Origin of the sequence: Hoylesella loescheii DSM 19665 = JCM 12249 = ATCC 15930, from assembly GCF_000378085.1 — a bacterium.
Taxonomy (GTDB): domain Bacteria; phylum Bacteroidota; class Bacteroidia; order Bacteroidales; family Bacteroidaceae; genus Prevotella; species Prevotella loescheii.
Genome location: NZ_KB899212.1, coordinates 183,758 through 210,169 on the forward strand (window position 1 = coordinate 183,758; position 26,412 = coordinate 210,169).

Here is a 26,412-nt window from a genome sequence, read left to right on the forward strand (position 1 = left end):
TACACCCATTGCGGGGTGTTGCGCTCGCGTTTTGTTGTCTTGTGGTTAATATCCAGCTGCTGCCACGGCTTTCTTACCAGCCTCGGCCATGGTTTCTGCCACAATAAACTTAGTGCCTTTCAGTAGTTCGCGACCTTCTTTCTCGTTGGTTCCAGTCAATCTGATAACAATGGGCATGTCGGTTTTTAGTTCCTTAAAGGCCTCGATGAGTCCTTGAGCCACGTCGTCACAGCGTGTAATTCCACCGAAGATGTTGATGAGCACCACGCGCACATGCTTGTCTGCAAGCAACAGTTTCATGGCTTCAACAATCTTTTGGGGGTTCGAACTGCCGCCGATATCGAGGAAGTTGGCGGGATTTCCACCGTAAAGCTTAATCATATCCATAGTGGCCATGGCCAATCCAGCGCCATTAACCATACATCCTATTTCGCCTCCGAGGTTCACGTAGCTAAATCCCTTGTCCTTAGCTTCTTGTTCCTTCTTCTCGTCGGCTGTGGGTTCGAACATCGCGAAGATGTCGGGATGACGATAAAGGGCGTTGTTGTCGAAGGTCATCTTTGCGTCGATGGCCTTCAGCTGTCCGTCTTTGGTGAGCACCAGCGGGTTAATTTCGGCCAGCGATGCATCTTTTCCCACGAAGAGCTTATACAATTTCTGGAACAAAGGTACAGCTTGCTTCACCTGAGCCATGTCGTCGAAGAGTTTGAAAGCAGCTTCGCGGGCCTTGAAGTCGGTAAGTCCTACGGATGGATCGATGGCAATCTTGAAGATTTTCTCTGGCGTTTCTTTCGCCACGGCCTCGATATCCATGCCTCCTTCGCGGCTTAGCATGAGTATGGCACCTTTCGACTTGCGGTCGATAACGATGCTCACGTAATATTCGGCGGCGATGTTTACGGCCTCGCCAACCAGTATACGGTCTACGGTGAAGCCCTTGATGTCCATCCCCAGAATGCTTGTGGCATGCTGAAGCACTTCGGCCTCGTTGCTGGCAAGCTTCACACCGCCTGCCTTTCCACGTCCACCGGTGTGCACTTGCGCCTTAACCACGCATCGTTCTGTGCCAAGTTTCTTGAAAGCTTCTACTGCCTCTTGGGGCGTTTTGCATAGAATGCTGTTGTCTACTGGCACGCCATAACTTGCAAAAATACCTTTTGCCTGATATTCATGAACTTTCATAGTTTGATAATTAATTATTTGAGAATGAGTTCTAAGTGCAAATTTAGTTTTTTTGTTTTAACCCACGGCGTTGTTTGCAGGGGTAATTTACGTAATAATGATTTTTTAACAGACGCCCAATTTGTACGCTTTCTGACATTGTTTTGCGTTTTTGCAGTTGTGTTTGTCTACCTTATGTGCTATGTGCCCATGTGGCTTACAAGTTGAAAGGTAATCGCAGGTTGGGACGAACAAGTTGAAACGTGCGCATAGCTCATCCCAAACGTGCTGCAAAGGGGTGGCTCAATTGAGCATGAGGTTCATTTCCGCCCGTTCTTCCCCAAAGATGAAGTCGGCCAATTGCTCGATGCGCAGTCTTGTGGCATTAGTGTCTGGCTCGTCGGTTTTCTTCACTTTTCCGTTCGCCAAGATGTAATAGGCGTTGTTCATGGGTATGTCGTGGTCGTCTTCCACACGTATCACGGTGTTCGTTTCGGGGTGTTGCAGCAAGTAAAGTTGCAGTGCACGCTTAACGTTCACTACGCGAATCATGCCTGGTACGTTATTTTCGGGGCGTTGGTATTGGTCGCCTGCAAGCCGAATGTCTTCTTTAGCCACGTCGAAAGCATCGGCATCGTGTAGCAAGATACAGGTCTTGGCGCGTTGCCAACGGTCGAACGTGGCGAAATCCATGCTCTCCACGTCTTCTGGGGGTGGTGTGCAAGTTATCTGTTTGGCATATCCGCACTTGCCATACCATTCGAAGAGCCATTCTTCGGCAGGGATAAGCGCGGCGAAAACCGTATCTTTATAGTAGAGGTCGAAGTGTGCCTGACGCATCAAATTGTCGGCAACGCCCTGCTGTCGGTAATCGGGATGGGTGCTAACGCCACTGATGTAGGCCGTCTTCACTTCCTGTCCGTGGTACAGCAGGTTGTAAGGAAGAGTTTGAAGCGCCGCCACCACGTGATCGTCTATTTGGCAAACGATGTTGTATTTGGGCCTGAACACACGCGAGAAGTATAGGTCCATGAACTTATCCGAGTCGCGAAACACTAGCTTCCACAGCTCGCGCGTCTCCTCTTTGATGCGGTTCACGTCTTCGAAAAGCGCCAATGGGTGTTTCTCCATTACGCTATTCTTCTCTAAGAGAATATCGGGCTTGTACGATTCTTTTGCCCTTCGCAGTCCTTCGTCGCCCATATCCTCTTCGCGATTGATGTAGAAATACTGCTCGGGCAGGTGTTTCACAAACTCTTGGTTGATGATGGTGAATGCCCCCTCATAGTTCACGTCGGCCTTCTCAACGCATACGTCGAAGGTGTTTTGGTTGATGGGGCAGCCAAAGGTGAATGCCACCAGCTTGTCGTCTACCCAAATGGTGCCGCCTGTAAGTCCCAATCTGTCCCATCGGTTAAAGGCGCGCGTCATCGAACGCAGTTCTCCCGAGAGTCCTTCGTCAAGGTCTTGCTCATCGTTATCGTCTTTCGATACGCTTCGCCATTGCTTTTCCAGGGCCAGGCATTGGGGAATGAGGTCGGGTGTAAGCTCCTTATATATATAATGAGGATAAAGGTTTTTAAACTTATTGATGTGATTGCGCTTGCTTTGCAACTTCTTTCCCGAGAGGTTAATCAGCTTTTCACGTGTATAGATGTAGTCGGCTGAGTCTCTATTGGGTTTTATTTCGAAGGTGTCAGGGAAGCGTATCTCGATAAGATCGCGCATATAATTGCACACGCCCATCAGCAAAAAGGGGTGGCCCATGGCGATAGAGTCGTCTCTAATGGCTTTAATCACGTCGATGGAGCATTCGTCGCAGGGTTTCACCTTGTATGTTCCGTCGTCTTGCAGCTGGGGTTTAGCCACGGGCATCATGTACGCCAAGTGGCGATTAAAGTGAAACCTGAACACTAAGTAATCGTCTACGATGGCGAACTGTGTGTTGTAAAGAAATCTCCAACTGATGAGGTTGGCAAACGAGAGATCACAATTTTGGCGCTCGCCCCATAGCGTGTAGCTTTGGATGAGTTGTCGATCGCCTGTTGTCAAGTCTTTGAATTTTATCATAAACTTTTGTTAGTTGCTGGTGTGGGACGTGCTTTGTTGGCCTTGTTCTGCTGCTTTTGTTCGCTATCGAATATGCCATGGTGCTGGCCTTTGACTGCCCCATGACACAAAATTATCAATTTTTATTTGTCGGACAAAGGCTATCCCACATATTTTTGTTACTTTTGCATTATGCATATAGCAAATCAACGTAATAAAAAAGATAACTTCTTAAAAATAAGGTAGACAATAATGGACCTATTACACCAAATCATAGAACGCGCCAAAAGTGACAAACAGCGCATCGTTTTGCCCGAAGCAAGCGAAGAACGTACGCTTCGTGCCGCCGATAGAGCATTGGCCGACGAGATCGCCGACATCATTCTCATTGGCAACCCTTCTGAAATTCATAAGCTGGCAGAGGCTCGCGGACTGGTAAACATTGACAAGGCAACCATCATCGACCCCGAAGACAATCCCGATAGCGAAGAGTTGGCACAACTGCTAGCCGAACTTCGCAAGAAGAAAGGTATGACTTTGATGCAGGCTCGCGAACTGGTGAAGAACAACCTATACCTTGGTTGTATGCTCATTAAAACCGATCGAGCCGACGGACAAATATCTGGCGCACTCAGCACAACGGGCGACACGCTTCGACCTGCATTGCAAATTATCAAATGCGAACCAGGTGTCACTTGCATAAGTGGTGCTATGCTGCTCGTAACCGACCAAAAAGAGTATGGCGAAGACGGTGTGGTGGTGATGGGCGACGTAGCCGTTACACCCATGCCCGATGCCAATCAGCTGGCCCAAATAGCTGTTTGTACCGCTGCTACGGCACGCTGTGTGGCTGGATTTAAAGATCCGCGCGTGGCTATGTTAAGCTTCTCTACCAAGGGAAGTGCCAGTCACGAGGTGGTAGACAAGGTGGTTGAGGCCACCCGATTGGCCAAAACCATGAACCCCGACTTGCGTATCGATGGCGAATTGCAGGCCGATGCTGCACTGGTTCCATCTGTTGGACAGAAAAAAGCACCTGGAAGTGCCATCGCTGGCAATGCCAACGTGTTGGTGGTGCCCAATCTCGAAGTGGGAAACATTGGTTACAAGTTGGTGCAGCGACTAGGAAACACCAAGGCCATAGGCCCAATTTTGCAGGGCATAGCACGTCCCGTGAACGACTTGAGCCGTGGTTGCTCGGTAGATGACATCTATTATATGGTGGCCATTACTGCTTGTCAGGCACAAGATGCTAAGGCCAAAGCCTGCACCCTTTCCGCTGACAAGTAATTTGGAGTTGCCGAGTTGCGGGGGTGTTTAAGTTGATGTGGCTTGCAGAACGCATTTCACAAGCCCACTCATACAAGCTTATAAGTTCTGGATGAGATAATGTTTGAAGAATTTAAAAACTCAATAAATCACGAACTCAGAAACTCAAGAACTAAAGAAAACAACGATATATAAGAATGAAAATATTGGTATTAAACTGTGGTAGCTCGTCCATTAAGTACAAGCTCTACAACATGGACGACAAGTCAGTTCTGGCACAAGGAGGCGTTGAACGCATCGGACTAGACGAGGCTTTCTTAAAACTGACCCTGCCCAATGGCGAGAAAAAGGTGATTATGCACGACATGCCCGACCATAAGGAGGGTGTGAACTTCGTTTTCCAAACCCTTCTCGACAAGGAAATTGGTGCCATCAAAGACCTCAGCGAGATTGATGCTGTGGGCCATCGCGTCGTTCAAGGCGGCGATAAGTTTAACGACAGCTGCATCGTTACACCAGAGGTAGAAAAGGGAATAGAAGACCTTTGCGACCTCGCACCCGTGCACAACGCGGGTCATTTGCGTGGTATCAGGGCCGTAGATGCACTTATGCCCACCACACCGCAAGTGGTTGTGTTCGACAATGCTTTCCATAGCACCATGCCCGAACATGCTTTCCTCTACGCTGTTCCTTATAAGTTCTACGAAGATTACCATGTTCGTCGCTACGGTTTCCATGGTACCAGCCATCGTTACGTATCGCAACGCGTGTGCGAATACCTTGGTCGCGACATTAAAACCCAGCGTATCATCACTTGCCACATCGGTAACGGAGCCAGCATGGCTGCCGTTAAGTTCGGCAAATGTGTAGACACGTCTATGGGTCTTACGCCACTCGAAGGTCTGATGATGGGTTCGCGTTCGGGCGACATCGACCCCTCGGCCGTTACTTATCTCATGGAAAAGACGGGAATGAAACCCCAAGAGATGGCCGAATACCTCAACAAGCAAAGTGGCGTGTTGGGTATCACGGGCATTTCGTCGGACATGCGCGAGATAGAAAGTGCTGCAGCCGAAGGCAACAAGCGTGCTCAGCTAGCTCTCGACATGTACAACTACCGCATCAAGAAATATATTGGCGCATACGCCGCAGCAATGGGTGGTGTGGATATCATCGTGTGGACGGCCGGCGTAGGTGAGAACCAAACAGGTACGCGCCTTGATGCGTGCAGCGGTTTAGAGTTTCTTGGCATTAAGATGGATGCCGAAGCCAACAAGGTTCGTAGCAAAGAGGCCATCATTTCTACACCCGATTCGAAGGTTACGGTATGCGTTATACCCACCGATGAAGAACTGGTTATTGCTAGCGACACTCAAAGGCTTGTTAGCAAACAAGGATAAGGAGGGCGCTTTTACCCTCTCACACTAGCGAAGAGACCAATCAGGCACACCGCCCGATTGGTCTTTTCTTTTTCTACCCACAGTAAAGTACTTTCCTTTTTATTGGCCCTCATAGCTTTTGTCGATGTATTTTGCCTTGTTCTATTTCGTCCGCGCTCTTCGTTATTTGGCCAATCAACCGCCACGAGCTTAGCACTCAAATTGCCCGAAAATAGCTCTTGCACATAGTCTTTCTATCTCTCGCTTTGGTACAGCTATTTTGGACTCCTGTTCCATGTTATCTGGAACAACGTTCCATATCAACTGGAACCCTGTTCCAGATAACATGGAACAGGGTTACACCTAAGTTGTAACACGATGGTTAGTGATTAATGTTGATATAAGGGCATAACTCGTTGATTGTAAGAGAGCCTCTTTCGAAACTTAATAACTATTGCGTTTAGCTAGGAAAAGTTGTGCCTATGGGTGTTTAGGTTAAGAAATGACAGTATGGATATTGGTTTGTTGGTTGTGTGTAATGCATCAATCGCAAGGCGTAAGTTGGTGCGATAGAGAGCTTTTTCATCTTTATCTTGTTTAGAGAAGTTGATATTTTATCCATGACTTGCATATATGTATATACGCGAGTTCGGGATAAGAGAAATTCGTTATGTCAACTACCGCGTAGCGGTTGGTCTGTTGGTAGGGCAGGGTTGGGAGCAACGGCGACCTACCCTGCCTAAGTTGTACGTGAGCAAAGCTAGGCCGAAGGTCTTGGCCTTTTTACGTTTGAACGATCTGTTTGGGGGAAACCAATGGCTAAAAATAATGTTATTCATCAATGGTATTTGCCCTCATATCCGTCTATTGACTGGACAACAGCTGCGGTAAATGTAAAAAGACCAAGACCTTCGGCCTTGCTTTGTTATTCCATCTGCAAGACAGGGTAGTTCACTTCGTTCGCAACCCTGCCCTACCAACAGACCAACCGCTACGCGGTAGTTGGTGAGATGCCTATTGGTTTTATCTAATCTTGCTCAAAAACCATTGTTTCTTATCCCGAGTTCACGTATATCTATCGAACATGAATAGGGACGATTGAAAAGAAAAAAACTTACCCTGAGCGCGCTGTTCTTATGGGAAGCGGGGTAAGTATGTTGCCGCAAAGTTAGGTGTTTTTTTACATTGGGCAAACTTTAAACATGATTTTCTCTTTTTTGAGATGAGTTTCTAATAGTCAAGAGGGTTGTGGGCTTGTTGTGGCTTCTGGTGTTTGGGCGGGTGATGCCGTGAAAGATGAATAAGGATGGGCAACTACTGGTGTCTTTCTCTCTCGCGTACGCGCGCGCGTATTATTAAAGATGAGTGGGCGGTTGTGGGTATGCACGCGCCCGGTTTGTTATCTATGCCACCATCGCCGTGCCGATACCGCTTATCGTTTTTACCTACATTTTTATCCATAAAAACATGGCGTGGTGGAAATAAAACTGTATCTTTGTGCATATAAAACCTAAAAACGTTTTCATAAAAGAAACCAACCGCATGCCATAGGGCATGGCTAAAAACCTTTATACGCAGGAAAGATATGATGACATTGATTGTAGTAAGTGGCTCGCGACATACCGATTGGGTGTTTGTTGAGGACGGGAAGATTGTGGAAAAGGCGCGAACGGAGGGTCTTAACCCCTATTTTCAGACCCGAAAGGAGATTAGTCGAAGCGTACGACTAGGCTTACCCGAGGAATATTTTCACCGAAAACTGCAAAAAATATACTATTATGGTGCGGGATGTAGCAACGAATCGAAGAAGAAAGTTGTGAGTACGTCTATCATTTCGCAGTTCAAAACCCCCACTTTCGTAGAAAGCGACTTGCTGGCAGCGGCTCGTGGCATGTGTCTAGATAAGCCTGGCATTGCCTGTATTCTTGATACGGGTAGCAACTCGTGTTTCTACAATGGCGAGGAGATTGAGAAGAACGTGCATCCTGGTGGCTTTATCCTTGGCGACGAGGGTAGTGGTTCGGCTATGGGAAAGGCATTTCTATCGGATGTGCTTAAACGATTGGCACCCGAAGAGTTGGTGGTTGACTTCCTATACAAGAACAACACCACACCGTCTGAGATGATGGAGAAGGTATATAACGAACCCTTGCCACACTACTATTTGGCTACGGTGAGCACTTTTTTAGCCGAACGCCCCAACCATCCTTATGTGCACGACCTTGTTGCTGATAGTTTTCGCAGCTTTGTAAGGCGTAACTTGATACAATACGACTTCCAATCGCAGCCCGTTTACTTTATGGGCAAGATCGCAACAACGTGGGAATATCTGCTGCGTGAGGTTTGTTCGGAGTTTAATTTTGAACCTGCATGTATCGAAAACGACATTATTCCGGGATTGGTTAACTATCACAACAGGCGAAAGAAGAAAACAAGTGGCGTGCGTACTTAGTGGGGCTAAATCGTAAGCGCTGGGCAAATGTAAACTTAACCTCGCTCTTTTAGCGTAGGACGAGTGCGCATATTGGTGCATGGATACGTGTTTAAAGAGTTCGAAAAGATTTACATCCGCCTTCATTAGCCCTTGCTGCGCCTTGCATATATTGCGACAAATGGGTCATTCTTGTTTGTAAACATACAGTATTTGATGGCTCTTCCAAAGATTTAATTTGTATTAAAACGGTGCATAAATAATACAACAAAATATAAAATACGGTATAATTATGGACAAATGCTTGCAACGTAAATAATAAAGAATTAACTTTGTAATGTGTTTTTCATAGTATTAGATTTAAGGTTAACAAAAGGTTGGGGCTCAGCGGAGCCCTTTTTTCATGCCCAGAATTGAAGGATAAACGCTGTTTTTCATCCCTTTATCGTGCCGATTAGTTCGTTTTTCGCCTTTTCTAATGCCCAACAGCTATACCTAGAAGGCTTTATCGGAGGGTATTTGCTGGGGTGTCGCGATTTTTTATTAACTTTGCAGCAGTGGTTTAATCGTTTCGCCTTGTGCGAAAAGAGAAATGTAGAATACCAGAAAAGGCCTTGTACAGGCGCGTAAACGCTATAATGCAGTGCATAAGAGGGCTTTTCTGCATGCGAACGTTAAACGCCGTCGGCTTCTTAAAGAAACAAAAATATGCTGATGTATTGTGTAATGAAGTCGACAAGTATCGCAGCGAATATCTTGTAGTGCGCATTCATCGTGCACAGGCTCGTGCAAAGATGGCAAAAAGGCAACACGCGAGGCAACGGTATGCGCGAAAGCAGACACGCGGTGCTACCAAATAACATTCGATGCGAACCATAAACGTCTATCCTTATCATCATATAATGAACAAAAAACAAGCATCACTAACGGAGCGGAGATACCTTCTGCCCTTTGTACTTATCACCACCCTCTTTTTTTTATGGGGCTTTGCCCGAGCCATTCTCGATGTGCTGAACAAGCATTTTCAGAACGAACTGCATATATCCATTTCGCAGTCGGCCCTCATTCAGGTAACAACCTATCTGGGTTACTTTATCATGGCCATTCCCGCAGGATTGTTTATCAATCGCTTTGGCTATCGTCGTGGGGTGGTTTTTGGGCTTGCGCTCTTTGCTTTGGGTGCGTTTCTCTTCGTGCCAGGGGCCAATATCGGCACGTTTGAGGTGTTTTTGGGCGCGCTGTTTGTCATTGGTTGCGGACTCACCTTTCTTGAGACGGCTGCCAATCCCTACGTAACCGAGTTGGGTTCGCCCCAAACGGCCACCAGTAGGCTAAACCTCTCGCAGTCGTTTAACGGCATGGGCAGCATTTTCGCTACGTTTAGCGTGGGCCTGTTTCTCTTTCGCAACGACAGCGAAGGAGGCAATGTGGCCATCCCCTACGTGGTTTTAGGCGTTGTGGTGCTGCTTATTGCACTGGTTTTCTCGCGTGTGCAACTGCCCGAAATACAATCCACCACCGAAGACGAAACGAGCGGAAGCGGACTGAAAAACCTTGCTGAACTATTTAAACAGCCAATGTTCGTGATGGGTTTGGCTGCACTTTTAGCTTACGAAGTGGCCGAAATATCCATCAACAGCTACTTTATCAACTTTGTTACAGGCCAAGGATGGATGTCGGATAAGTCTGCTTCGATTGTACTTACTGCTGCTTTGGCCTTCTTTATGATAGGTAGGTTTGGCGGAAGTTGGGTGATGCGACGCGTTCGTGCACAGCGTGTGCTGTTCGTTTGCGCAGTTGGCTGCGTATGTAGTATGTGCTTGGTGTTGCTCAATATGGGCGTGTTGTCGTTGATAGGCTTGCTAGCCAACTACTTTTTTGAGGCCATCATGTTCCCCACCATCTTCTCTTTGGCCCTCACGGGCTTAGGTAGGCTCACCAAAAGTGCATCGTCTATCTTGATGATGACACCTGTTGGCGGTTGCGGTTTCTTGCTCATGGGTATGATAGCTGATAATAGCAACCCCGTTTTGCCTTTTGTTTTGCCCCTCGCAGGCTTTGCGGTGGTACTGGCATACGCGTGGAAAGAACTTAGAAGAGGTTAATCTTGGGGAGGGTAATACAATTTTGTTAGGAGGCAGGAATGCATTGGATTTCTCGAAATGATGCGTATCCTTGTGAGCCAAGGCTGTAGGGAAAGCCTAGATGAATGGCGAAAACAAGTTATCCCAAGTCCTTTTCCAACCTATAAAAGAACATAATATAATCCCGATTAGGCCTTCTAATCGTGATTTTCTTTGTATCTTTACATCCCTATTCACCAACAACGCCAGCCGAAGAGAGTTCTTTACAGTGGTTGGTAAAACACAAAAAAGCAATCGTTCAAAACATGATCATTACATTAGTAATCCTTGCCCTTTCGGTAACCATGTTCATCATCGGCCGCCTTCGTTCGGATGTTGTGGCGGTATGTGCCATGGCTGCCCTCCTGATATTTGGTGTTCTCACTCCTGCCGAGGCGCTTGCTGGCTTCTCTTCCACCGTGGTTATCATGATGGTGGGCCTGTTCGTTGTTGGCGGAGCCATATTCCAAACAGGCTTGGCCAAGGCCACCAGCCAACGCATTATGAAGATGGCGGGCGGCAACGACACGTTTATGTTCCTGCTAGTGATGTTTACCACAGCCGTTATCGGCGGTCTCGTGAGCAACACGGGAACAATAGCCTTGATGATGCCTGTTGTTGTGAGTATGGCCACACAAAAAGGAACGCACCCCGGGCGCATGCTTATGCCCTTGGCTTTTGCAAGTAGCATGGGCGGAATGCTAACCCTTATCGGTACGCCTCCTAACCTTGTGATACAAGATGCGTTAACGCAAGCAGGCGAACAACCGTTAACATTCTTCTCGTTTACCCCTGTGGGTATCGTCATCGTGTGCTTGGGTGTGGGCATGATGTTGCCACTATCGCGCCTGTTTCTGGGAAAACGCAAGCAGAAAGACGGCGATGCAGCCAACGTGGGTAAAACGCTCGACCAGCTAGTAGAGGAATACAACCTGCAACATCAGCTTCGTCGGTATCATATCACGCACGAATCGCCCATTGGCGGACAAACACTTGCCGAACTAGACCTCCGCAACCGCTACGGATTAAGTGTGATGGAGATTAGACGAAAGGCTGCGCGTAGTGGTCGTTTCATACGTAACGTGAAGCAAAGCATGCCCATGCCCGACAGTATGTTGCAAGCCGAAGACGTTATTTACATAACGGGCGACAACGAACACATGGACGTTTTTGCCACCGAAATGAAGCTCGAACTACTTGATAACACAGGTATCGACTTCTACGACCTGGGTATTGCCGAGCTGGTGCTTATGCCTACGTCGCAGCTTAACGGTGCGAAGCTGAAGAATTCTGGTCTTCGCGAACACTTTAACGTTAACGTTCTGGGCATCAGACGTAGTCACGACTACATCCTTAAAGACCTTTCCGAAGAGCGTCTACATGCAGGCGACGTGCTGTTGGTACAAGGTTCGTGGACCAATATCGGACAACTTGCAAACGAAAATGACGACTGGGTGGTGCTGGGTCAGCCCAAAGAGCAGGCTCAAAAGGTGATACTTACCAACAAGGCACCCATCGCGGGCGCCATCATGTTGCTGATGGTGGCCATGATGATGTTCGATTTCATCCCCATTGCACCTGTAACGGCCGTTGTCATTGCTGGTCTGCTGATGGTGCTAACGGGATGTTTCCGCAACGTGGAAGCCGCTTATAAAACCATCAATTGGGAGAGTGTGGTGCTTATTGCAGCCATGATGCCCATGTCTACAGCCCTCGAAAAAACGGGCGTTTCTGCTGAAATATCACACGCTTTGGTAGATTCTTTGGGCAGTATGAGTCCCATTGTGCTTCTAGCCGGCATTTATTTAACGACCACGATCTTAACGATGTTCATTAGTAACACGGCCACCGCCGTGCTAATGGCACCCATTGCGCTCTCGGCAGCCAAAGAGATAGGCGCCAGTCCTTATGCGTTCCTCTTCGCCGTAACCATTGCCGCGAGCATGTGTTTTATGTCGCCGTTCTCCACTCCGCCAAATGCGCTGGTTATGCGAGCGGGCCAATATACCTTCATGGACTATGTAAAGGTGGGCTTCCCCTTGCAACTCGTCATCGGTATAGTGATGATCTTCTTATTGCCCATAATCTTCCCATTGGGATAAGGGTAACGTATGCAAGTGTAAAGTAAAGCTGACAAAATGTAAGCCACGAAATGATAAGTATCAATTAATGCTACTATTCGACCCCGTTAGGCATAAAAAACACATATAACTCTTTGTGTTGACAAATTAAAGCTGTAATTTTGCATACGTATAAATAAGATAACGACATCCAACTTTTTAATAAAATAAAATTATGGTAGATTACAAATCACTGGGTCTAGTAAACACTCGCGAGATGTTTAAGAAGGCCATCAATGGCGGATACGCAATTCCGGCATTCAACTTTAACAACATGGAACAGCTGCAAGCCATCATTAAGGCTGCTGCCGACCTCAAATCACCCGTAATCTTACAGGTTTCGAAGGGCGCGCGCAACTATGCTAACCCCACCCTTCTGCGTTATATGTCACAGGGCGCTGTTGAATACGCAAAAGAACTCGGAGTAAAACACCCTGAAATCGTTATTCACTTGGACCACGGAGATAGCTTCGAAACTTGCAAGAGCTGTATCGACGCTGGCTTCTCGTCAGTAATGATCGACGGTTCGTCACTTCCTTATGACGAAAACGTTGCCCTAACGAAGAAGGTTGTTGAGTATGCACATCAGTTCGACGTAACTGTTGAGGGTGAGCTTGGCGTTCTTGCTGGCGTTGAAGACGACGTTGTGGCAAGCGAATCGCACTACACCAAGCCCGAAGAGGTTATCGACTTCGTTACGAAGACGGGTGTAGACTCGTTGGCTATCTCTATCGGTACGTCGCACGGAGCATACAAGTTCACTCCCGAACAATGCACACGCGACCCGAAGACTGGTCGTCTTGTACCTCCTCCCTTGGCTTTCGACGTGCTCGACGCCATCATGGAGAAACTTCCTGGATTCCCCATCGTGCTCCATGGTTCGTCTTCAGTACCCCAAGAGTATGTTGACATGATTAACAAATATGGTGGCAAGTTGCCCGATGCTGTTGGTATCCCCGAAGAGCAACTGCGTAAAGCATCGAAGAGCGCTGTTTGCAAGATCAACATCGACTCTGACTCGCGTTTGGCTTTCACCGCTGCCGTTCGTAAGGTATTTGCTGAACAGCCTGCTGAGTTTGATCCCCGCAAGTACTGCGGACCTGCTCGCGACCTGATGACAGAACTCTACAAGCACAAGATTAAGGAAGTGTTGGGTTCTGATAACAAGTTGGCACAACTCGACTAATTTTATAATAAGTCTTTAGGGGATGTGTCCTCACGTTGGAGGCACATCCTTATACAGAATTAGGTGACACTCCCATAGACAGCTGTTACAAGGTAAAACCAGTGCAACAGATTGACTAGGGAACAAACCTTAACGAATGCGGACATCTTTGTTAAAAAGATGTCCGCTTTTTTATTTTTAATAGCCTGTATCTGATAGCTCAACCAACTGCATTTAGTCCTAAACTACGGGTTTACTCGTCTACATGCCTCCATTTCCTATTTTAACTTTTTCACAATGCAATAATTTACATCCAATGTGTCTTGTAATATGAAATAATTCGCTATTTTTGCAAAAAATAACCACGAAAACATGGATAGACTAATCATTACCCTGTTATGCACGCTCTGCACCTTAAACACATTCGCCCAATCAAATAAGGGCTTTATCATTACAAGCGACATACCCGACTTGCCCGAAGGCATTGAAGTTGTATTGGAAACAGCGGAGGGATCGAACTACGATGAAGTGGCTAGAGCCATCGTTAAGGATGGAAAGTTCGAGGTAGTGGGAAGAGTTACACACCCCACACTGTGTACACTGTCTACCAACAACTACAAGCTGCTCTACGCCATGGAATCGAAAGAAGAACCAACGTGGACCTATACCCCCATATTTGTTAGTAATACCGAGATGGTTATCAAAGCCGACAAGTACAAATACCTTTTCTCTAACCTGCCCATAAGCAAGCATCTGCGCGTTACGGGTGGACGAGCACAGGAAGACTTCAACGACTTTAACCAACGTAAGAACGACTCTTTGACGTGGATGAAGCAGCATCCGCAGTCGCCTTTGGCCATAAAGATGGCCACAGAGATGGTGCTTAACAACCGAACGCTTACCAAACGCCAGATAGAAGACATCACGGCCAACATTTTTGCGTGTCTCGACGACTACCCACGAGTGCAAGCCTACCGCCGAGCAGTGGCTACCGCCAAGGCAATGGCTGTGGGCGAAGCGCTTGAAGACTTGTCTATGTACACCCAAAAGAACCATCTAACCTCCCTGCTTTCTGCCATCCCAAAAGACAAAGTGGCGTTCGTATGCTTTTGGACAACGTGGAGAAAGTCGAACCAAAAGCTAATACCCGAGTTTAAAAAGATGATTGCCAAACATCCAGAGGTGTCTTTTCTCTGTGTGGCCGACGACAAGGAAGACTTTCTTTGGCAAAAATTCTTGGAACGCGAGCAGCTTTTGTGGCCACAATATCGCCTTACCAAGAAGGGCTTCAAACGCTTTAACGAGGTTTATGGACAAGACGCTACGCCTTTCTTCGCAATGTTAGACCCCGAAGGAAAAATAGTCAGGACGAGCAGTTACCTTGCTGAAATGCAGAAACTTCTAGACAAGAATGCAGCTAAATTAACCAAACAATACGAGCAGAAACAGAAAAAGAAGAATGTTGAACAAGGCGATGAAGACAACGATAAGAAAGGTAAGAAGAAGGGCGAATTAAACGATGAAGGTAACGATAAGAAGGGTAAGAAGAAAGGCGAGTTAAAGGACGAAGGCAACGAAAAGAAAAGTAAGAAGGACGAACAGAACGACGGAGACAACGATAAGAAAGGAAAGAAGAAGAACGAACAAAAAGACAAAGGCAAAACAAAGAAAGAGAAGAAGAAGGCATAGGGTGAATTGCGACCCAGCTAACAAGCAAGAAAAAATCGCCTAATAATGTCTTGAACTGCCTTTTTTAATTCCCATTGCGTTACCGCATAAGCGATACTTTTGTGATATGTAACAATGTTGCATGTCACAAACATGTTTCTTATCCCGAACTTACATTTTTGCAAGGCTCATAGAAAAAGTAAGACCGACAAGACCCATACGAGAAGCACCTTGTTTGCCTCGTCGTATGGGTCTTGTCGGTCTTGTTTGGTTATATGATAGTTATTACCTATCAACGGGTTTCTCACTCATTTCGAAACCAATTGTTGCGCCCGAAGTAAGCGTTTTGTGGGTTAGCCAATTGCTGTTGTTGGGCGATCCGTTAATGGTTAACCGCTTGATGTAGCGCCATTGTGGGTTGTTGTCGGTGATAACGGTTGTCTTGCCGTTCTCCAAGTGCAACGAAACCTTGGCGAAAAGCGGTGTGCCAATGGCATATTCGTTGCTAGCTGGACACACCGGGTAAAAACCCATGGCCGAAAAGACGTACCAAGCGGAAGTTTGACCATTGTCTTCATCACCGCAATAGCCGTCGGGATGCGCACTGTAAAGCCTATCCATCACCTCGCGAACCCAATATTGGGTCTTCCAAGGTGAGCCACTCCAATTGTAGAGATAAGGCATGTGCTGTATGGGTTGGTTTCCATGGGCATAATTACCCATGTTCATAATCTGCATCTCACGAATTTCGTGTATCACCTGACCATAATAGCTGTCGTCGAACACAGGTGGGAGAGCGAAAACAGAGTCGAGCATGGCCGTGAAAGCTTTGTTGCCGCCCATCAACGAGATAAGGCCACGGGGGTTATGAAATACTGACCATGTGTAATGCCAGCCGTTTCCCTCGGTGAAAACATCGCCCCACTTCAATGGGTTGTAAGGTTTTTGCCACTCGCCATTCTTTTTTCGGCCGCGCATCAGGTTAAATTCCTTGCTGAAAAGGTTGCGATAGTTCTCCGAACGACGTTCAAACTCGGCCCATTCTTTCTTTGGTTTGCCTAGCGCCTTACCCAATTGGGCAATGCACCAGTCGTCGTAAGCATATTCTAAGGTGCGTGCAGCGCTCTCGTTAATGCCCACATCGCAGGGCACATAGCCCAGTTTGTTGTAATACTCGTACCCCAAACGGCCCGTAGAAGCCACCTGCGGATGCACCGCTTTCGTGCCATGCTTCACGGCCTGCCATAGCGTTTCGATGTCGTAACCACGTATGCCCTTGATGTAAGCATCGGCAACGATCGACGCCGAGTTGTTACCCACCATGCAATTGCGATGTCCAGGGCTTGCCCATTCGGGTAAAAAGCCGCTCTCCTTGTAGGTATTCACCAGTCCTTCTTGCATCTCGCGCGCCATGGAGGGGTACACAAGGTTTACCAAAGGGAAGAGACTGCGAAACGTATCCCAAAAACCTGTGTCGGTAAACATCGTTCCAGGCAACACCTTTCCGTTGTACGGACTGTAATGTAGCGTGTCGCCATTGGCAGAAATCTCATAAAACTTGCGCGGGAAAAGCGTAGAGCGGTAGAGGCATGAGTAGAAAGTGCGCAAGTTATCGATGTTGGTGTCTTCCACGCTGATGCGTCCCAGCACGTCGTTCCAGCGTTGTCTGCCTTTTTGCAGCAACGTTTCGAACGAGCTGTTGCCCAATTCTTCGAGATTTTGTATGGCCTGCGCCTCGCTGATAAACGATGAGGCGACACGCGCGTGCACCTGTTCGCCACGCTTGCAGCTGAAGGTTACGACGGCCCCAGCATGGTCTGTTTGTAGCTCTTGTTTGTCGGTGGCGAGCAGTTTCTTACCGTCGGCCAAACGTGCTGTGTTGAAATCGCGGTCGAACACGATAACAAAGTAGTTCTTGAAGTTATCTGGCACGCCCCCGCTATTCTTCGTGGTGTAGCCCACGATGGTGCGTTTGTCGGGCAATAACCTGATGTACGAACCCTTGTCGAAAGCGTCTACGATGACGTTTGCCGAGTCGGTCTTCGGGAAAGTGAAGCGCATGAGGCACGCCCGCTCGGTGGGTGCCAGTTCGGCCGTAATGTCGTAGTCGGCCAAGTACACCTTATAATGATAGGGCTTGGCTGTTTCGGCCTTGTGTGAGAACCACGAGGCGCGCCCTTCTTCATCAAAAATGGGCTTGCCCGTTGTGGCCATGATTGCGAATTGACCGTAATCGTTGATCCACGGACTGGGCTGGTGCGTCTGTTTCAGTCCCCTTATCTTGTTGGCTTGATAGCCATACGTCCACCCATCGCCCATCTTTCCCGTTTGCGGAGTCCAGAAATTCATTCCCCAGGGCATGGCCGTGGCGGGATAGGTATTACCGGTAGATAGCTGGAATGTGGACTGCGTGCCCACCAGCGTGCTGACATAATCAACGGGTTGGCTCTGTGCCATGCCCGCACTTGTTGCCATAAGGGCAAGTGCCAAGATTGTTAATTTCTTCATTGCGTTGTGGGTTTATGAGGGTTTGAGTTTATGAAGAGTTGGGGGCTTGCGTTTGTGAGGGGGTGAGTTGTTGAGCTTTTTAGTTGCCAAACCGCTGGGTTTGTGGCTTCTTTAATTTGCTTATGCCTTCTTTTCTTAGCACCATTGTGGTACAAAAGATTAGCATTGGGAAATTAACCGTTGTTTAGCGATGAGGCATTTGCAAACCTCCTGTTAGGCTACACAGTGGCTTGTATTCCCACTACAAGTGCTTTGTAGCCCCACTACAAGTGGCTTGTAGTCGCCCTACCGATGCTTTGTAGTGCCACTACAAACGACTTGTAGCCACCGTACAAACGGTCTTGTACTGATAGGCTGACGATAAAGCCCGTTGCATACGGCATTCTTTACCCCATTCTTTTTAGGCATTAAGCTTTTAGCTTGTTGGCTGAATGCCCAAAAATCAGTAAACTAATGAACCAATAAACTCATGAATTTATGAACTAAAAACTCATGAACTCACCAACTCGAAGCAATATTACAGATGCGGCTTAAGCAACTTCACCCATACGTCGTAGCCCGCCTTGCTGAGGTGAAGCCCATCGTAGGTTAGCTCGGAACGTAGCACATTGGTGCCTGGTTCGGTGAAGTGAGGGAAGAGATTGATGAAAGTGAGCCCCTTTTCGCGTGCCAACGCTTCGAGGCGCGCATTGATTTGGGGTATCATGTCGGTTTTGCCTTGCAGGCGTTTCCATCGCCCTGTGCTCTCGCGTATGGGTAGAAGGCTCTGTAACACCAATTTAGTTTTGGGTGATTGGGCGTGTATATGCTCTACCAACAAACGTATATTGGTAACGATGCTGTCTACGGTGAGGTCGTGGCTTACATCGTTAATGCCGACGAGTAAGAATATTTTAGCAGGTTTGTGGGGCGTAATTTGGAACAGACGAGCATCAATACCCATCGCCACATCACCACTAATGCCACGATTGCGCACGTTGGGCTTGCCCAATTTCTCTGCCCAATCGCGACCACCTTCGGTAAGGCTGTTGCCCAACATCACGATATCGGTAGAGCGGATGGGTGGTTCGGCCTCGAAAGTACGCATCCTAACGTAGTAATAACCAGGGAAAGCGGCAGCCTCGTTGGTTATGCTTGCGGCCACGGCATTGGCCACTTGGGCGCGCAGACGTATCACATTGGTGGTGTCTACGGGGTGAACGCTGTTGCAAAGTAAGATGATGGAGAGGTCGTTAACAGGGTCGATAACGATCGATGTGCCTGTGTAGCCTGTGTGTCCGTAGGCTTCGTCGCTAAGCAAATCGCCTTGATTGGAGGCGTATGCCGAACTTACGTCCCAGCCAAGGCTACGCCCAAAGCTGTTGAAATTTTGTGGAATAGAGCGCATGGCCTTTACCGTTAGCGGACTAAGGATGCGTTTCCCGCCCCATTCACCTCCGTTTTGGAGCATGGCGCAAAGTGTGGCTACGTCTTCGGCAGAGGAAAATAGGCCCGCATTACCCGACACGCCACCATTAAGTGTGCATGCCAAGGGGTCGTGTACCTGACCTAGTTTCACCGTTCCGTTGGGTTGTCGCTCGGTGGGAGCTATGGGCGTGAGGCTTGCTTGTTCGCCGTTGGTCACCCAGCGAGGCTGTGATGTGTTGGCCAGCTTACCGCTTTTGTCGGGTGCGCAGGGTAAGAAATCGGTGTGATTCATGCCCAATGGGATGAAGATATTGTTGGCAGCAAAGGTGCGGAGCGACTGTCCCGTGATGCGTTCAACGATGTTTTGCAGGGTGATATAGTTCAGGCAGCTGTACTGCATGTCGGTATGTGGCTTAAAATCGCGTTTGCAGCGTGCGATGTATGCCATCAGTTTGGCGGGGTTGGGCTTGCCGTTGGCCTCGGCCAATGTCTTTACGGGGGCGTAAGGCGGTAGACCTGAAGTGTGCGTCAGCAAGTCTTCCACGCGTATCGTTACGCTGTCTTTACCCTCGCCATGCCAGTTTTTAAACTCGGGCAGATAAGTGCTAACGGGGTCGGAAAGGCGCAGCTTGCCCCGCTCTACAAGTAGCATGGCCGATATGGCCGTAGCCATGGGCTTGGTACACGATGCCATGTCGAACACCGTTTGGGTGGTCATGGGTTGCGTGGTGGGGTAGGTCTGCCTATTTCCATAGGCTTTAAGGTAGGCCATTTTTCCGTGGCGCACCACAGCAAGCACTGCACCAGGTGTGCGATGGTCGCGAATGGCGCGCAGAATAACTTCGTCGGCAGCGCGCAGACGTGCCAAACTCATGCCCACTTCTTCGGGTGAAGCCGTGGGAATGTTGTTAGCCGAGGCGTTAAGGGCAAAAGCACAGAGAGCCGAAAACAAAATCCTGAACATCGTTTATGTGCGTTTGGGGGTTATTCGTGAGGGCGTTTGTATTCTTCCAAGGCCTTTTCCACCGACCCATGGAGCAAAAGCAGGTTCTTGGCTTTGCCGTATTCCAAACCAAGCATCTCAACGAGCATGCGCGTTCCACGGTCAACCAGCTTCTTGTTGCTAAGCTGCATGTTCACCATCTTGTTGCCTTTAACGCGGCCAAGCTGTATCATCACGGCGGTTGAAATCATGTTGAGAATCATCTTTTGACCCGTTCCCGACTTCATTCGCGAGCTTCCCGTAACGTATTCGGGACCTACAACCATCTCGATAGCCACATCCGACTCGGCTGCCATAGGCGAATCGGGGTTGCTTGTGATGCAAGCGGTGAGTATTCCATGTTCTCTTGCGCATCTAAGAGCACCCACCACGTAGGGCGTTGTACCCGAAGCGGCAATGCCAATAACGGTGTCTTTCTCGTTAATGTTAAACTCGGTGAGCTCGTCCCATCCGCGTTCCTCATCGTCTTCGGCATTTTCAACGGCATTGCGAAGCGCCGTGTCGCCACCTGCGATAAGGCCGATGACCAGCGTTTTGGGTACGCCGAAGGTTGGGGGAAGTTCGCTAGCGTCTAGCACGCCCAATCTTCCGCTTGTTCCAGCGCCCATATAAAAGATGCGTCCACCGCGTTTCATGCGGGGCACAATCAGTTCTACGAGCTTCGCCACTTGTGGAATGGTCTTCTCAACAGCCTCTGCCACCTTTCGGTCTTCAGTGTTGATGTCTCTCAGAAGTTCTTCTGCCGTCTTTGTTTCGAGGTTGTTATAGAGCGACGGCTGCTCGGTTATCTTTGTGAATGACATAATGTAATAGATGTGAAGCCTCACCCCCGTTCGCCCCTCTCCAAGGGTAGAGGGGAGCGATATGCTGTGTGATGGCTTTGTATTCTATATTTATTTACTTATGATAGCTTTGCTTGCTGTGTTTATTTGCTTTGTGGCCACATTGTGTGGTTGCACTGAATACTTCTTCTCTCTACCTTTGGAGAGAGGGGAAGTGGTTGGGATTATGAGTGATAAGTTACCAATCCCTCCATCGGGCTTTTCTTTATCTGCCCCAAGGTAACGCCCAAAATCTGTGCTGCTTCAGCCACTTCGTTGCGGTAAACGTCGGCAATAGAGCCAATACAGTTCATGGCGTGTTTGTTGTAATCGTACTGCATCACGTTTCGGCGAATAAACGATTTGAAGGCGTTAACCAACAAATGGTGTACTGCTGGATGCTCGCGATGGCGCGAGAGGAACGGACTGAAGCCTGCAAGGAACCTACTTGGGAAGGGTTGACGGTAAACACGGTCGATGATATCTGCCATGCTGGTGTCGAATTCTTCAAAGAACGCCGTCTTTAAGTCGCCTGGGAATTGGTTTTTAAGTATGTCTCCTACAAGCCTTTTGCCAAGGTTGGCACCGCTACCTTCATCGCCTAGGATGAAGCCTAATGCGGGAACGTTGAACGAAATACCCTTACCATCGTAGAAACACGAGTTTGAACCTGTGCCCAGAATGCAGGCGATGCCAGGCTGGTAACCGCAAAGGGAACGGGCGGCAGCCAAGAGGTCGGAGTTGACCTCAATGGTGGTTGCGCCAGGAAAGCAGCGTTCGAGACTCTCTTTCACCAATGGCGACTTCTCGGGTGTGCATCCTGCACCATAGAAAAACACTGCTGTGGGCTGTTCGTTGGGCAGTTGGGGCAAGAGGTTTTGGCGTATCTCCTCTTCCATTTGGACTTGTGTTTGAAAGAAAGGGTTCATTCCCTTGGTTTCATATCGGCCTTGTTGCTGTCCGTTTTGCACTACACACCAGTCTGTTTTAGTAGAGCCACTGTCGGCAATGAGAATATATTGCATGAGTTTATGAGTTTTTTTAGTTTACAAGTTTACTGATTCTGTCTCAGGAGTTAAGGGGTTATGGCGTTTAAGGAGTTAAGCCAATGGCTTTCGAGTTTTTGAGTTGATGGGTTCTTGGGTTTGTTAGTTTTAAGTTGCTTTTTATTCGAGTTGATGATAGGGCAATTATTTTGGTTGGTCTAAAACAAATTGTCCACAACTTATGAACTTCAAAACTCAAAAACATCAACACTCAAATTCTTATAACTTAATGTATATTTTCCTCTTATATAGTTGATAACCAATAACCCAATTGAGGGTGATAAAGAGCAGCGAATAGACCAACGAACCGCCGTATTGGCCAAAGATGGGGGATAATAGCTGCGAGTAGACGAAGCCAATGACATTCATCTGTTTGTCGCCAACGGGGAAGGTGAATGCACCGAAGACAATGGCGAAGAAGTCGCTCAGTACAAAGAGGAAGAGCGGATTAACGCCAAACACTTCGAAGAACTTGCTCCACTTCTTTTTGCCCTTAACGTCGATAATCCAAGTAAATAGGGCTAAGAGCATGGAGGCTAGTCCGCAGGTTACCAATACGAAGGTAGGCGACCACACTTTCTTGTTGATGGGGCAACCATAGCTAAGCAAATAGCCTGCAAATAGCAACGATGTGCCCACAACGAAAAGAGGAACAACCTTGGTTAGGGTGATATTAGCACGTGCGTCAAGTTGTTGCACGCCTGCGTCAGCTTTGCGGAAGAGCATGCCACCAATGATAAAGCCCAACAGGGTATGAGCTATTGAGGGTAGGGTGCTTAGCAAACCTTCGGGATCGATGCCGTTGTCGTGATACATGTGGGCATCGGTAAGCACTGCGCGGTCTACAATAGAGAGAATGTTTGTTTCGTCGTAGGCGAACCCGTTGCCTGCCATCAATATCACAAAATAGGCTAGCAGCAGTCCGCCAACGATGTAGGGCAGGTGCTTATGCCGCACGGTGATGGCCAACAACGCCGTTATGCCATAGCAAACGGCAAGTCTTGCAAGTACGCCCGTTAAGCGAATTTTGTCGAACGACCATACCATGTACCACAGTTGGGAGAAGAAATCGGCCCCCTCTTGTAGATTATTCCAGCGGTAGCAGAACTTGGCGAACCAGCCAATGGCCAAACCTACGAGGTAGATTAGCACCATACGCTTTAATATCTTGTACACGGTGGCACGGTTGCAAGCAAAGTTGAACTTGCTCATGGCGATGTAGATGCACATTCCCATCACGCACATGAAGAAGGGAAAAACGAGGTCGGTGGGTGTCAGACCGTTCCATTCGGCATGCTCGAGCGGTGCATACATGTAACTCCAACTGCCTGGATTGTTCACGGTTATCATGCCCGCGATGGTCAAACCACGCAAAATGTCGATGGATAAAATCCTACTAGTGGTCTTATTCTTTTCCATAGGTAGGGTGTTTGGGGTTATTTATAAAGATAATATTTCTTTGAAAGCGTGCGGAATTGGGCCACATCCTTATCCCAGAAAGGTTTGAGGTCGGCCCAACGGTTGTGCATGGCCATCTTGATGCGCACTTGTTTAGATCCCGACACCTTGTCGAACATGTCGAAGCGCTTGGCATCGGCGTTCGCCAGAACAGCATGTTTGGGGTAAAGGTGCGCCACTTCTTCGATGAAAACAAACTGCATGGGCGTTAGTTCAACGCGTTGGAAGTCGGCGATGTGCATCTGCACGCCCTGCAACAGTTCGCCCTTACCCACGCTGTAAAAGGGCTTGAGGTAGATGGGGCGGAAGGTTACGCCGGGAAGTTGATGGGCGTTCATGGCATCGGCAAGCTGCACGGCATCTATCCAAGGTGCTGCAAACATTTGGAAAGGGATGGTATATCCCACGCCGATGGACACATAACCCAGTTCGCCAAGGATACCACTGGTGGGGTAGTAATAGGAGGTAACGGCCTGTGGGATATGCGGCGACGAGGCAATCCATTGCAAACCCGTGTCGGCATAGCCCATCGTTCGCTTCCAGTTTTTCATCTTTACCACCGTCAGTTTGCAGCGAACGCCACCTTTGAGCATGCCTTCATCGTTGAGCATACGTGCCAATTCGCCACAAGTTAGTCCATATATATAAGGTATCTTAAACTGACTGACGAACGATATGCAGTCGTCGTCGGTGATATTTCCCTCTATTTTCAGTCCGCCAAGTGGGTTTGGACGGTCCAATACCACAAATTCCTTATCGTTTTCGGCCGCTGCTTCCATGGCCAGACCCATCGTGCTGATGAAGGTAAACGAACGGCAACCGATGTCTTGGATGTCGTACACCAGCACGTCAACGTCTTTTAGCATCTCGGGTGTTGGTTTCCGTGTTTTGCCGTAGAGCGAAAACACGGGCAATCCAGTTTTTGCATCGCGCGCCGTTTCTACCTTATCGCCCGCATGGATGTCGCCACGCACGCCGTGCTCAGGACCATACAGGGCCACGAGGTTTACGCCAGGGGCCGCTTTCAGCACATCGACGGTAGACACGAGGTTGGCGTTTACGCCTGTGGGGTTGGTTATCAATCCCACGCGTTTGCCCTGCAAGCATTTGAATTTCTGCTGCGTAAGCACGTCGATACCCGTTAGCACCGTTTTCTTTGCCCACGTTTGGGTGGGGGCAAGCATAGCTGCGAGTGCTAGGGCGATGGTAAGGAGGGCTTTATTTTTCATTTTTCGTTATGCGTTTACGTCCGTATTCGGGGTCTACTTTGATCGTTAGCGTAACGCCCACCGTGGCAATACAGCAGATGATAACCATCCAAAAGAAGTGTTCGTAGCCCAATAGCTCTTGCAGATAGCCCGCCACCATGCCCGGTATCATCATACTTGCAGCCATGAAAGCGGTGCAGATGGCATAGTGGGCAGTCTTAAATTCGCCTTCTGCGAAGTACATCATGTAGAGCATGTAGGCTGTGAAGCCGAATCCATAGCCAAACTGTTCGATGGCTACACAAATGCTAATAACCACCAAACTGGTGGGCATGGCCATGCTTAGGTACACAAAGGTGAAGCAAGGCAGCGTCATGCAGGCAGCCATTGGCCAAAGACTCTTCTTCAATCCCCAACGAGAAGCGGCCATACCACCAATAATACCGCCCACGGTGAGGAAGATAACGCCAATGGTTCCATAAACAAAGCCAACGTCTTCGGTACTTAATGCCAGTCCGCCATTAATCCGCTTGTCTAGCAAGAAGGGGCTAACCATCTTGAGTAAGAATGCTTCGGGCAAGCGATAGAGTAGCATGAAGACGATGGCCAGCAACACACCAGGCTTCTTGAAGTAAAGACTGAACGTGCGTGCGAACTCGTCGAATATTTCTTCGGCTGTGCTTCGTTTCTGCGTTTCCTTGTTCGTAGGGTTCTCAGCATCTTTCTCTGCGTCTTCTTTGGCACGCGGAACAAAGAACGTGTGATAGATGGTGATGCCGCTAAACATCACGGCCGTGATGGCCATAGTGATGGTCCAAGCCCATGGAATGTTGCCCGTTCGGGTTTCTAACACGCCTGCAACGTACACCAATACGCCTTGTCCGAAGATGGACGATAGTCGATAGAAGGTGCTTCGAATGCCAACGAAGAACGATTGTTGCTGTTGGTTGAGGGCAAGCATGTAGAAACCGTCGGCCGCTATGTCGTGTGTGGCCGAGGCAAAGGCGGTTATCACGAAGAGTATCAGCGTGAAAGTGAAGAGGCTAACAGGTGTAGCGGTAGCCGAAATAACATCGGGCGAGGGATGCGGGATGGAGAACGTGAGCAAGATGAAGGCTATACTCATCACGATTTGCATCATGACAATCCACCAACGTTTAGTGCGTAGGATGTCTACAAAGGGACTCCACAGGGGCTTAATTACCCAAGGGAAGTAAATAAGACTGGTGAAGAGGGCCATCTCGCCATTGGGCACACCCATGCGAGTAAACAAAATCACCGAGATATTGTTGACTATGAAGTAAGGAATACCTTCTGCAAAGTAGAGCGTGGGTATCCATAGCCATGGGTTTATGTTCTTTGTTACATTCTTCATTTTGCTGATATTGCTTCGTTATGTTGCTTTCGCTACTTTGTTTACGCAAATTTTCGATTGCGTCGAGATGTGTTGGTACTTGCGATTTGAAAGATCAGGCTTGTGATTAGGCACTTAATTTGCCGACCGCATCTTTTACCTTGCCATCCGTCCTGCCCTCTTTTTGAAGACGGCAGGCGGATTAATGCAAGGATGTTTTCCTGTCATTCTTTTTATCTTAG

Annotated in this window: 16 protein-coding genes; 7 read left to right on the forward strand and 9 right to left on the reverse strand. The window is 48.3% G+C overall.

The features are described from left to right. Positions 1 to 45 precede the first annotated feature (45 nt). A complete protein-coding gene (gene sucC / locus F453_RS0104395; RefSeq protein ID WP_018966922.1) occupies positions 46 to 1,182 on the reverse strand; it encodes an ADP-forming succinate--CoA ligase subunit beta in 1,137 nt (378 codons plus the stop codon). A gap of 282 nt (positions 1,183 to 1,464) precedes the next feature. After that, positions 1,465 to 3,231, reverse strand: a complete 1,767-nt coding sequence (locus tag F453_RS0104400; protein ID WP_018966923.1) for a GNAT family N-acetyltransferase — start codon at positions 3,229 to 3,231, stop codon at positions 1,465 to 1,467. Positions 3,232 to 3,462: 231 nt separating this feature from the next. Between F453_RS0104400 and pta the strand changes: the two genes are divergently transcribed. From pta to F453_RS0104450, 7 genes are all read left to right on the forward strand, one after another. After that, on the forward strand, positions 3,463 to 4,500 hold the full coding sequence (gene pta / locus F453_RS0104410) for a phosphate acetyltransferase (protein WP_018966924.1): 1,038 nt from the start codon (positions 3,463 to 3,465) through the stop codon (positions 4,498 to 4,500). Between the two features lie 176 nt (positions 4,501 to 4,676). Next, positions 4,677 to 5,879, forward strand: a complete 1,203-nt coding sequence (locus tag F453_RS0104415; protein ID WP_018966925.1) for an acetate kinase — start codon at positions 4,677 to 4,679, stop codon at positions 5,877 to 5,879. Positions 5,880 to 7,446: 1,567 nt separating this feature from the next. Beyond that, a complete protein-coding gene (locus F453_RS0104425; RefSeq protein WP_018966927.1) occupies positions 7,447 to 8,310 on the forward strand; it encodes a hypothetical protein in 864 nt (287 codons plus the stop codon). 881 nt (positions 8,311 to 9,191) lie between these two features. After that, the gene (locus tag F453_RS0104435) at positions 9,192 to 10,394 is read left to right on the forward strand and encodes a sugar MFS transporter (RefSeq protein WP_018966929.1); all 1,203 of its coding nucleotides are present in this window, start codon (positions 9,192 to 9,194) and stop codon (positions 10,392 to 10,394) included. 284 nt (positions 10,395 to 10,678) lie between these two features. Then, entirely contained in the window at positions 10,679 to 12,514 is a 1,836-nt protein-coding gene (locus F453_RS0104440) for an SLC13 family permease (RefSeq protein ID WP_025789901.1), read from the forward strand. A 193-nt stretch (positions 12,515 to 12,707) separates the two neighbouring features. Beyond that, on the forward strand, positions 12,708 to 13,718 hold the full coding sequence (locus F453_RS0104445; protein WP_009236518.1) for a class II fructose-bisphosphate aldolase: 1,011 nt from the start codon (positions 12,708 to 12,710) through the stop codon (positions 13,716 to 13,718). 351 nt (positions 13,719 to 14,069) lie between these two features. Beyond that, the gene (locus tag F453_RS0104450) at positions 14,070 to 15,386 is read left to right on the forward strand and encodes a DUF4369 domain-containing protein (RefSeq protein ID WP_018966931.1); all 1,317 of its coding nucleotides are present in this window, start codon (positions 14,070 to 14,072) and stop codon (positions 15,384 to 15,386) included. A gap of 264 nt (positions 15,387 to 15,650) precedes the next feature. Here the strand turns inward: F453_RS0104450 and F453_RS0104455 are convergent, their stop codons facing one another. The 7 genes from F453_RS0104455 to F453_RS0104485 form a co-directional block, all read right to left on the reverse strand. Continuing rightward, positions 15,651 to 17,873, reverse strand: coding sequence for a GH92 family glycosyl hydrolase (locus F453_RS0104455; RefSeq protein ID WP_018966932.1), 2,223 nt, complete (start codon positions 17,871 to 17,873; stop codon positions 15,651 to 15,653). A 517-nt stretch (positions 17,874 to 18,390) separates the two neighbouring features. Then, positions 18,391 to 20,244 carry a serine hydrolase gene (locus F453_RS0104460; RefSeq protein WP_018966933.1) on the reverse strand — a complete coding sequence of 618 codons (1,854 nt, stop codon included), beginning with the start codon at positions 20,242 to 20,244 and terminating at the stop codon, positions 18,391 to 18,393. Positions 20,245 to 20,264: 20 nt separating this feature from the next. Continuing rightward, positions 20,265 to 21,086, reverse strand: a complete 822-nt coding sequence (gene murQ / locus F453_RS0104465; RefSeq protein ID WP_009236512.1) for an N-acetylmuramic acid 6-phosphate etherase — start codon at positions 21,084 to 21,086, stop codon at positions 20,265 to 20,267. 203 nt (positions 21,087 to 21,289) lie between these two features. Then, positions 21,290 to 22,129, reverse strand: coding sequence for an ATPase (locus F453_RS0104470; RefSeq protein ID WP_018966934.1), 840 nt, complete (start codon positions 22,127 to 22,129; stop codon positions 21,290 to 21,292). 240 nt (positions 22,130 to 22,369) lie between these two features. Then, a complete protein-coding gene (locus tag F453_RS0104475; protein WP_018966935.1) occupies positions 22,370 to 23,569 on the reverse strand; it encodes an acyltransferase family protein in 1,200 nt (399 codons plus the stop codon). Between the two features lie 17 nt (positions 23,570 to 23,586). Next, complete coding sequence (locus tag F453_RS0104480) at positions 23,587 to 24,837, reverse strand: exo-beta-N-acetylmuramidase NamZ family protein (protein WP_018966936.1); 1,251 nt, start codon at positions 24,835 to 24,837, stop codon at positions 23,587 to 23,589. Then, positions 24,827 to 26,191, reverse strand: coding sequence for an MFS transporter (locus F453_RS0104485; RefSeq protein ID WP_018966937.1), 1,365 nt, complete (start codon positions 26,189 to 26,191; stop codon positions 24,827 to 24,829). The genes F453_RS0104480 and F453_RS0104485 overlap by 11 nt, the downstream gene beginning before the upstream one ends. Positions 26,192 to 26,412: the final 221 nt, after the last annotated feature.

Bases quoted from the DNA above. Each gene is read 5' to 3' on its own strand.
- F453_RS0104400 (WP_018966923.1), bottom strand. From the start codon at position 3,231: ATGATAAAATTCAAAGACTTGACAACAGGCGATCGACAACTCATCCAA.
- F453_RS0104440 (WP_025789901.1), top strand. From the start codon at position 10,679: ATGATCATTACATTAGTAATCCTTGCCCTTTCGGTAACCATGTTCATC.
- F453_RS0104445 (WP_009236518.1), top strand. From the start codon at position 12,708: ATGGTAGATTACAAATCACTGGGTCTAGTAAACACTCGCGAGATGTTT.
- F453_RS0104485 (WP_018966937.1), bottom strand. From the start codon at position 26,191: ATGAAGAATGTAACAAAGAACATAAACCCATGGCTATGGATACCCACG.
- F453_RS0104425 (WP_018966927.1), top strand. From the start codon at position 7,447: ATGACATTGATTGTAGTAAGTGGCTCGCGACATACCGATTGGGTGTTT.
- pta (WP_018966924.1), top strand. From the start codon at position 3,463: ATGGACCTATTACACCAAATCATAGAACGCGCCAAAAGTGACAAACAG.
- F453_RS0104475 (WP_018966935.1), bottom strand. From the start codon at position 23,569: ATGGAAAAGAATAAGACCACTAGTAGGATTTTATCCATCGACATTTTG.
- F453_RS0104460 (WP_018966933.1), bottom strand. From the start codon at position 20,244: ATGTTCAGGATTTTGTTTTCGGCTCTCTGTGCTTTTGCCCTTAACGCC.
- F453_RS0104450 (WP_018966931.1), top strand. From the start codon at position 14,070: ATGGATAGACTAATCATTACCCTGTTATGCACGCTCTGCACCTTAAAC.
- F453_RS0104415 (WP_018966925.1), top strand. From the start codon at position 4,677: ATGAAAATATTGGTATTAAACTGTGGTAGCTCGTCCATTAAGTACAAG.
- F453_RS0104435 (WP_018966929.1), top strand. From the start codon at position 9,192: ATGAACAAAAAACAAGCATCACTAACGGAGCGGAGATACCTTCTGCCC.
- F453_RS0104480 (WP_018966936.1), bottom strand. From the start codon at position 24,837: ATGAAAAATAAAGCCCTCCTTACCATCGCCCTAGCACTCGCAGCTATG.
- sucC (WP_018966922.1), bottom strand. From the start codon at position 1,182: ATGAAAGTTCATGAATATCAGGCAAAAGGTATTTTTGCAAGTTATGGC.
- murQ (WP_009236512.1), bottom strand. From the start codon at position 21,086: ATGTCATTCACAAAGATAACCGAGCAGCCGTCGCTCTATAACAACCTC.
- F453_RS0104455 (WP_018966932.1), bottom strand. From the start codon at position 17,873: ATGAAGAAATTAACAATCTTGGCACTTGCCCTTATGGCAACAAGTGCG.
- F453_RS0104470 (WP_018966934.1), bottom strand. From the start codon at position 22,129: ATGCAATATATTCTCATTGCCGACAGTGGCTCTACTAAAACAGACTGG.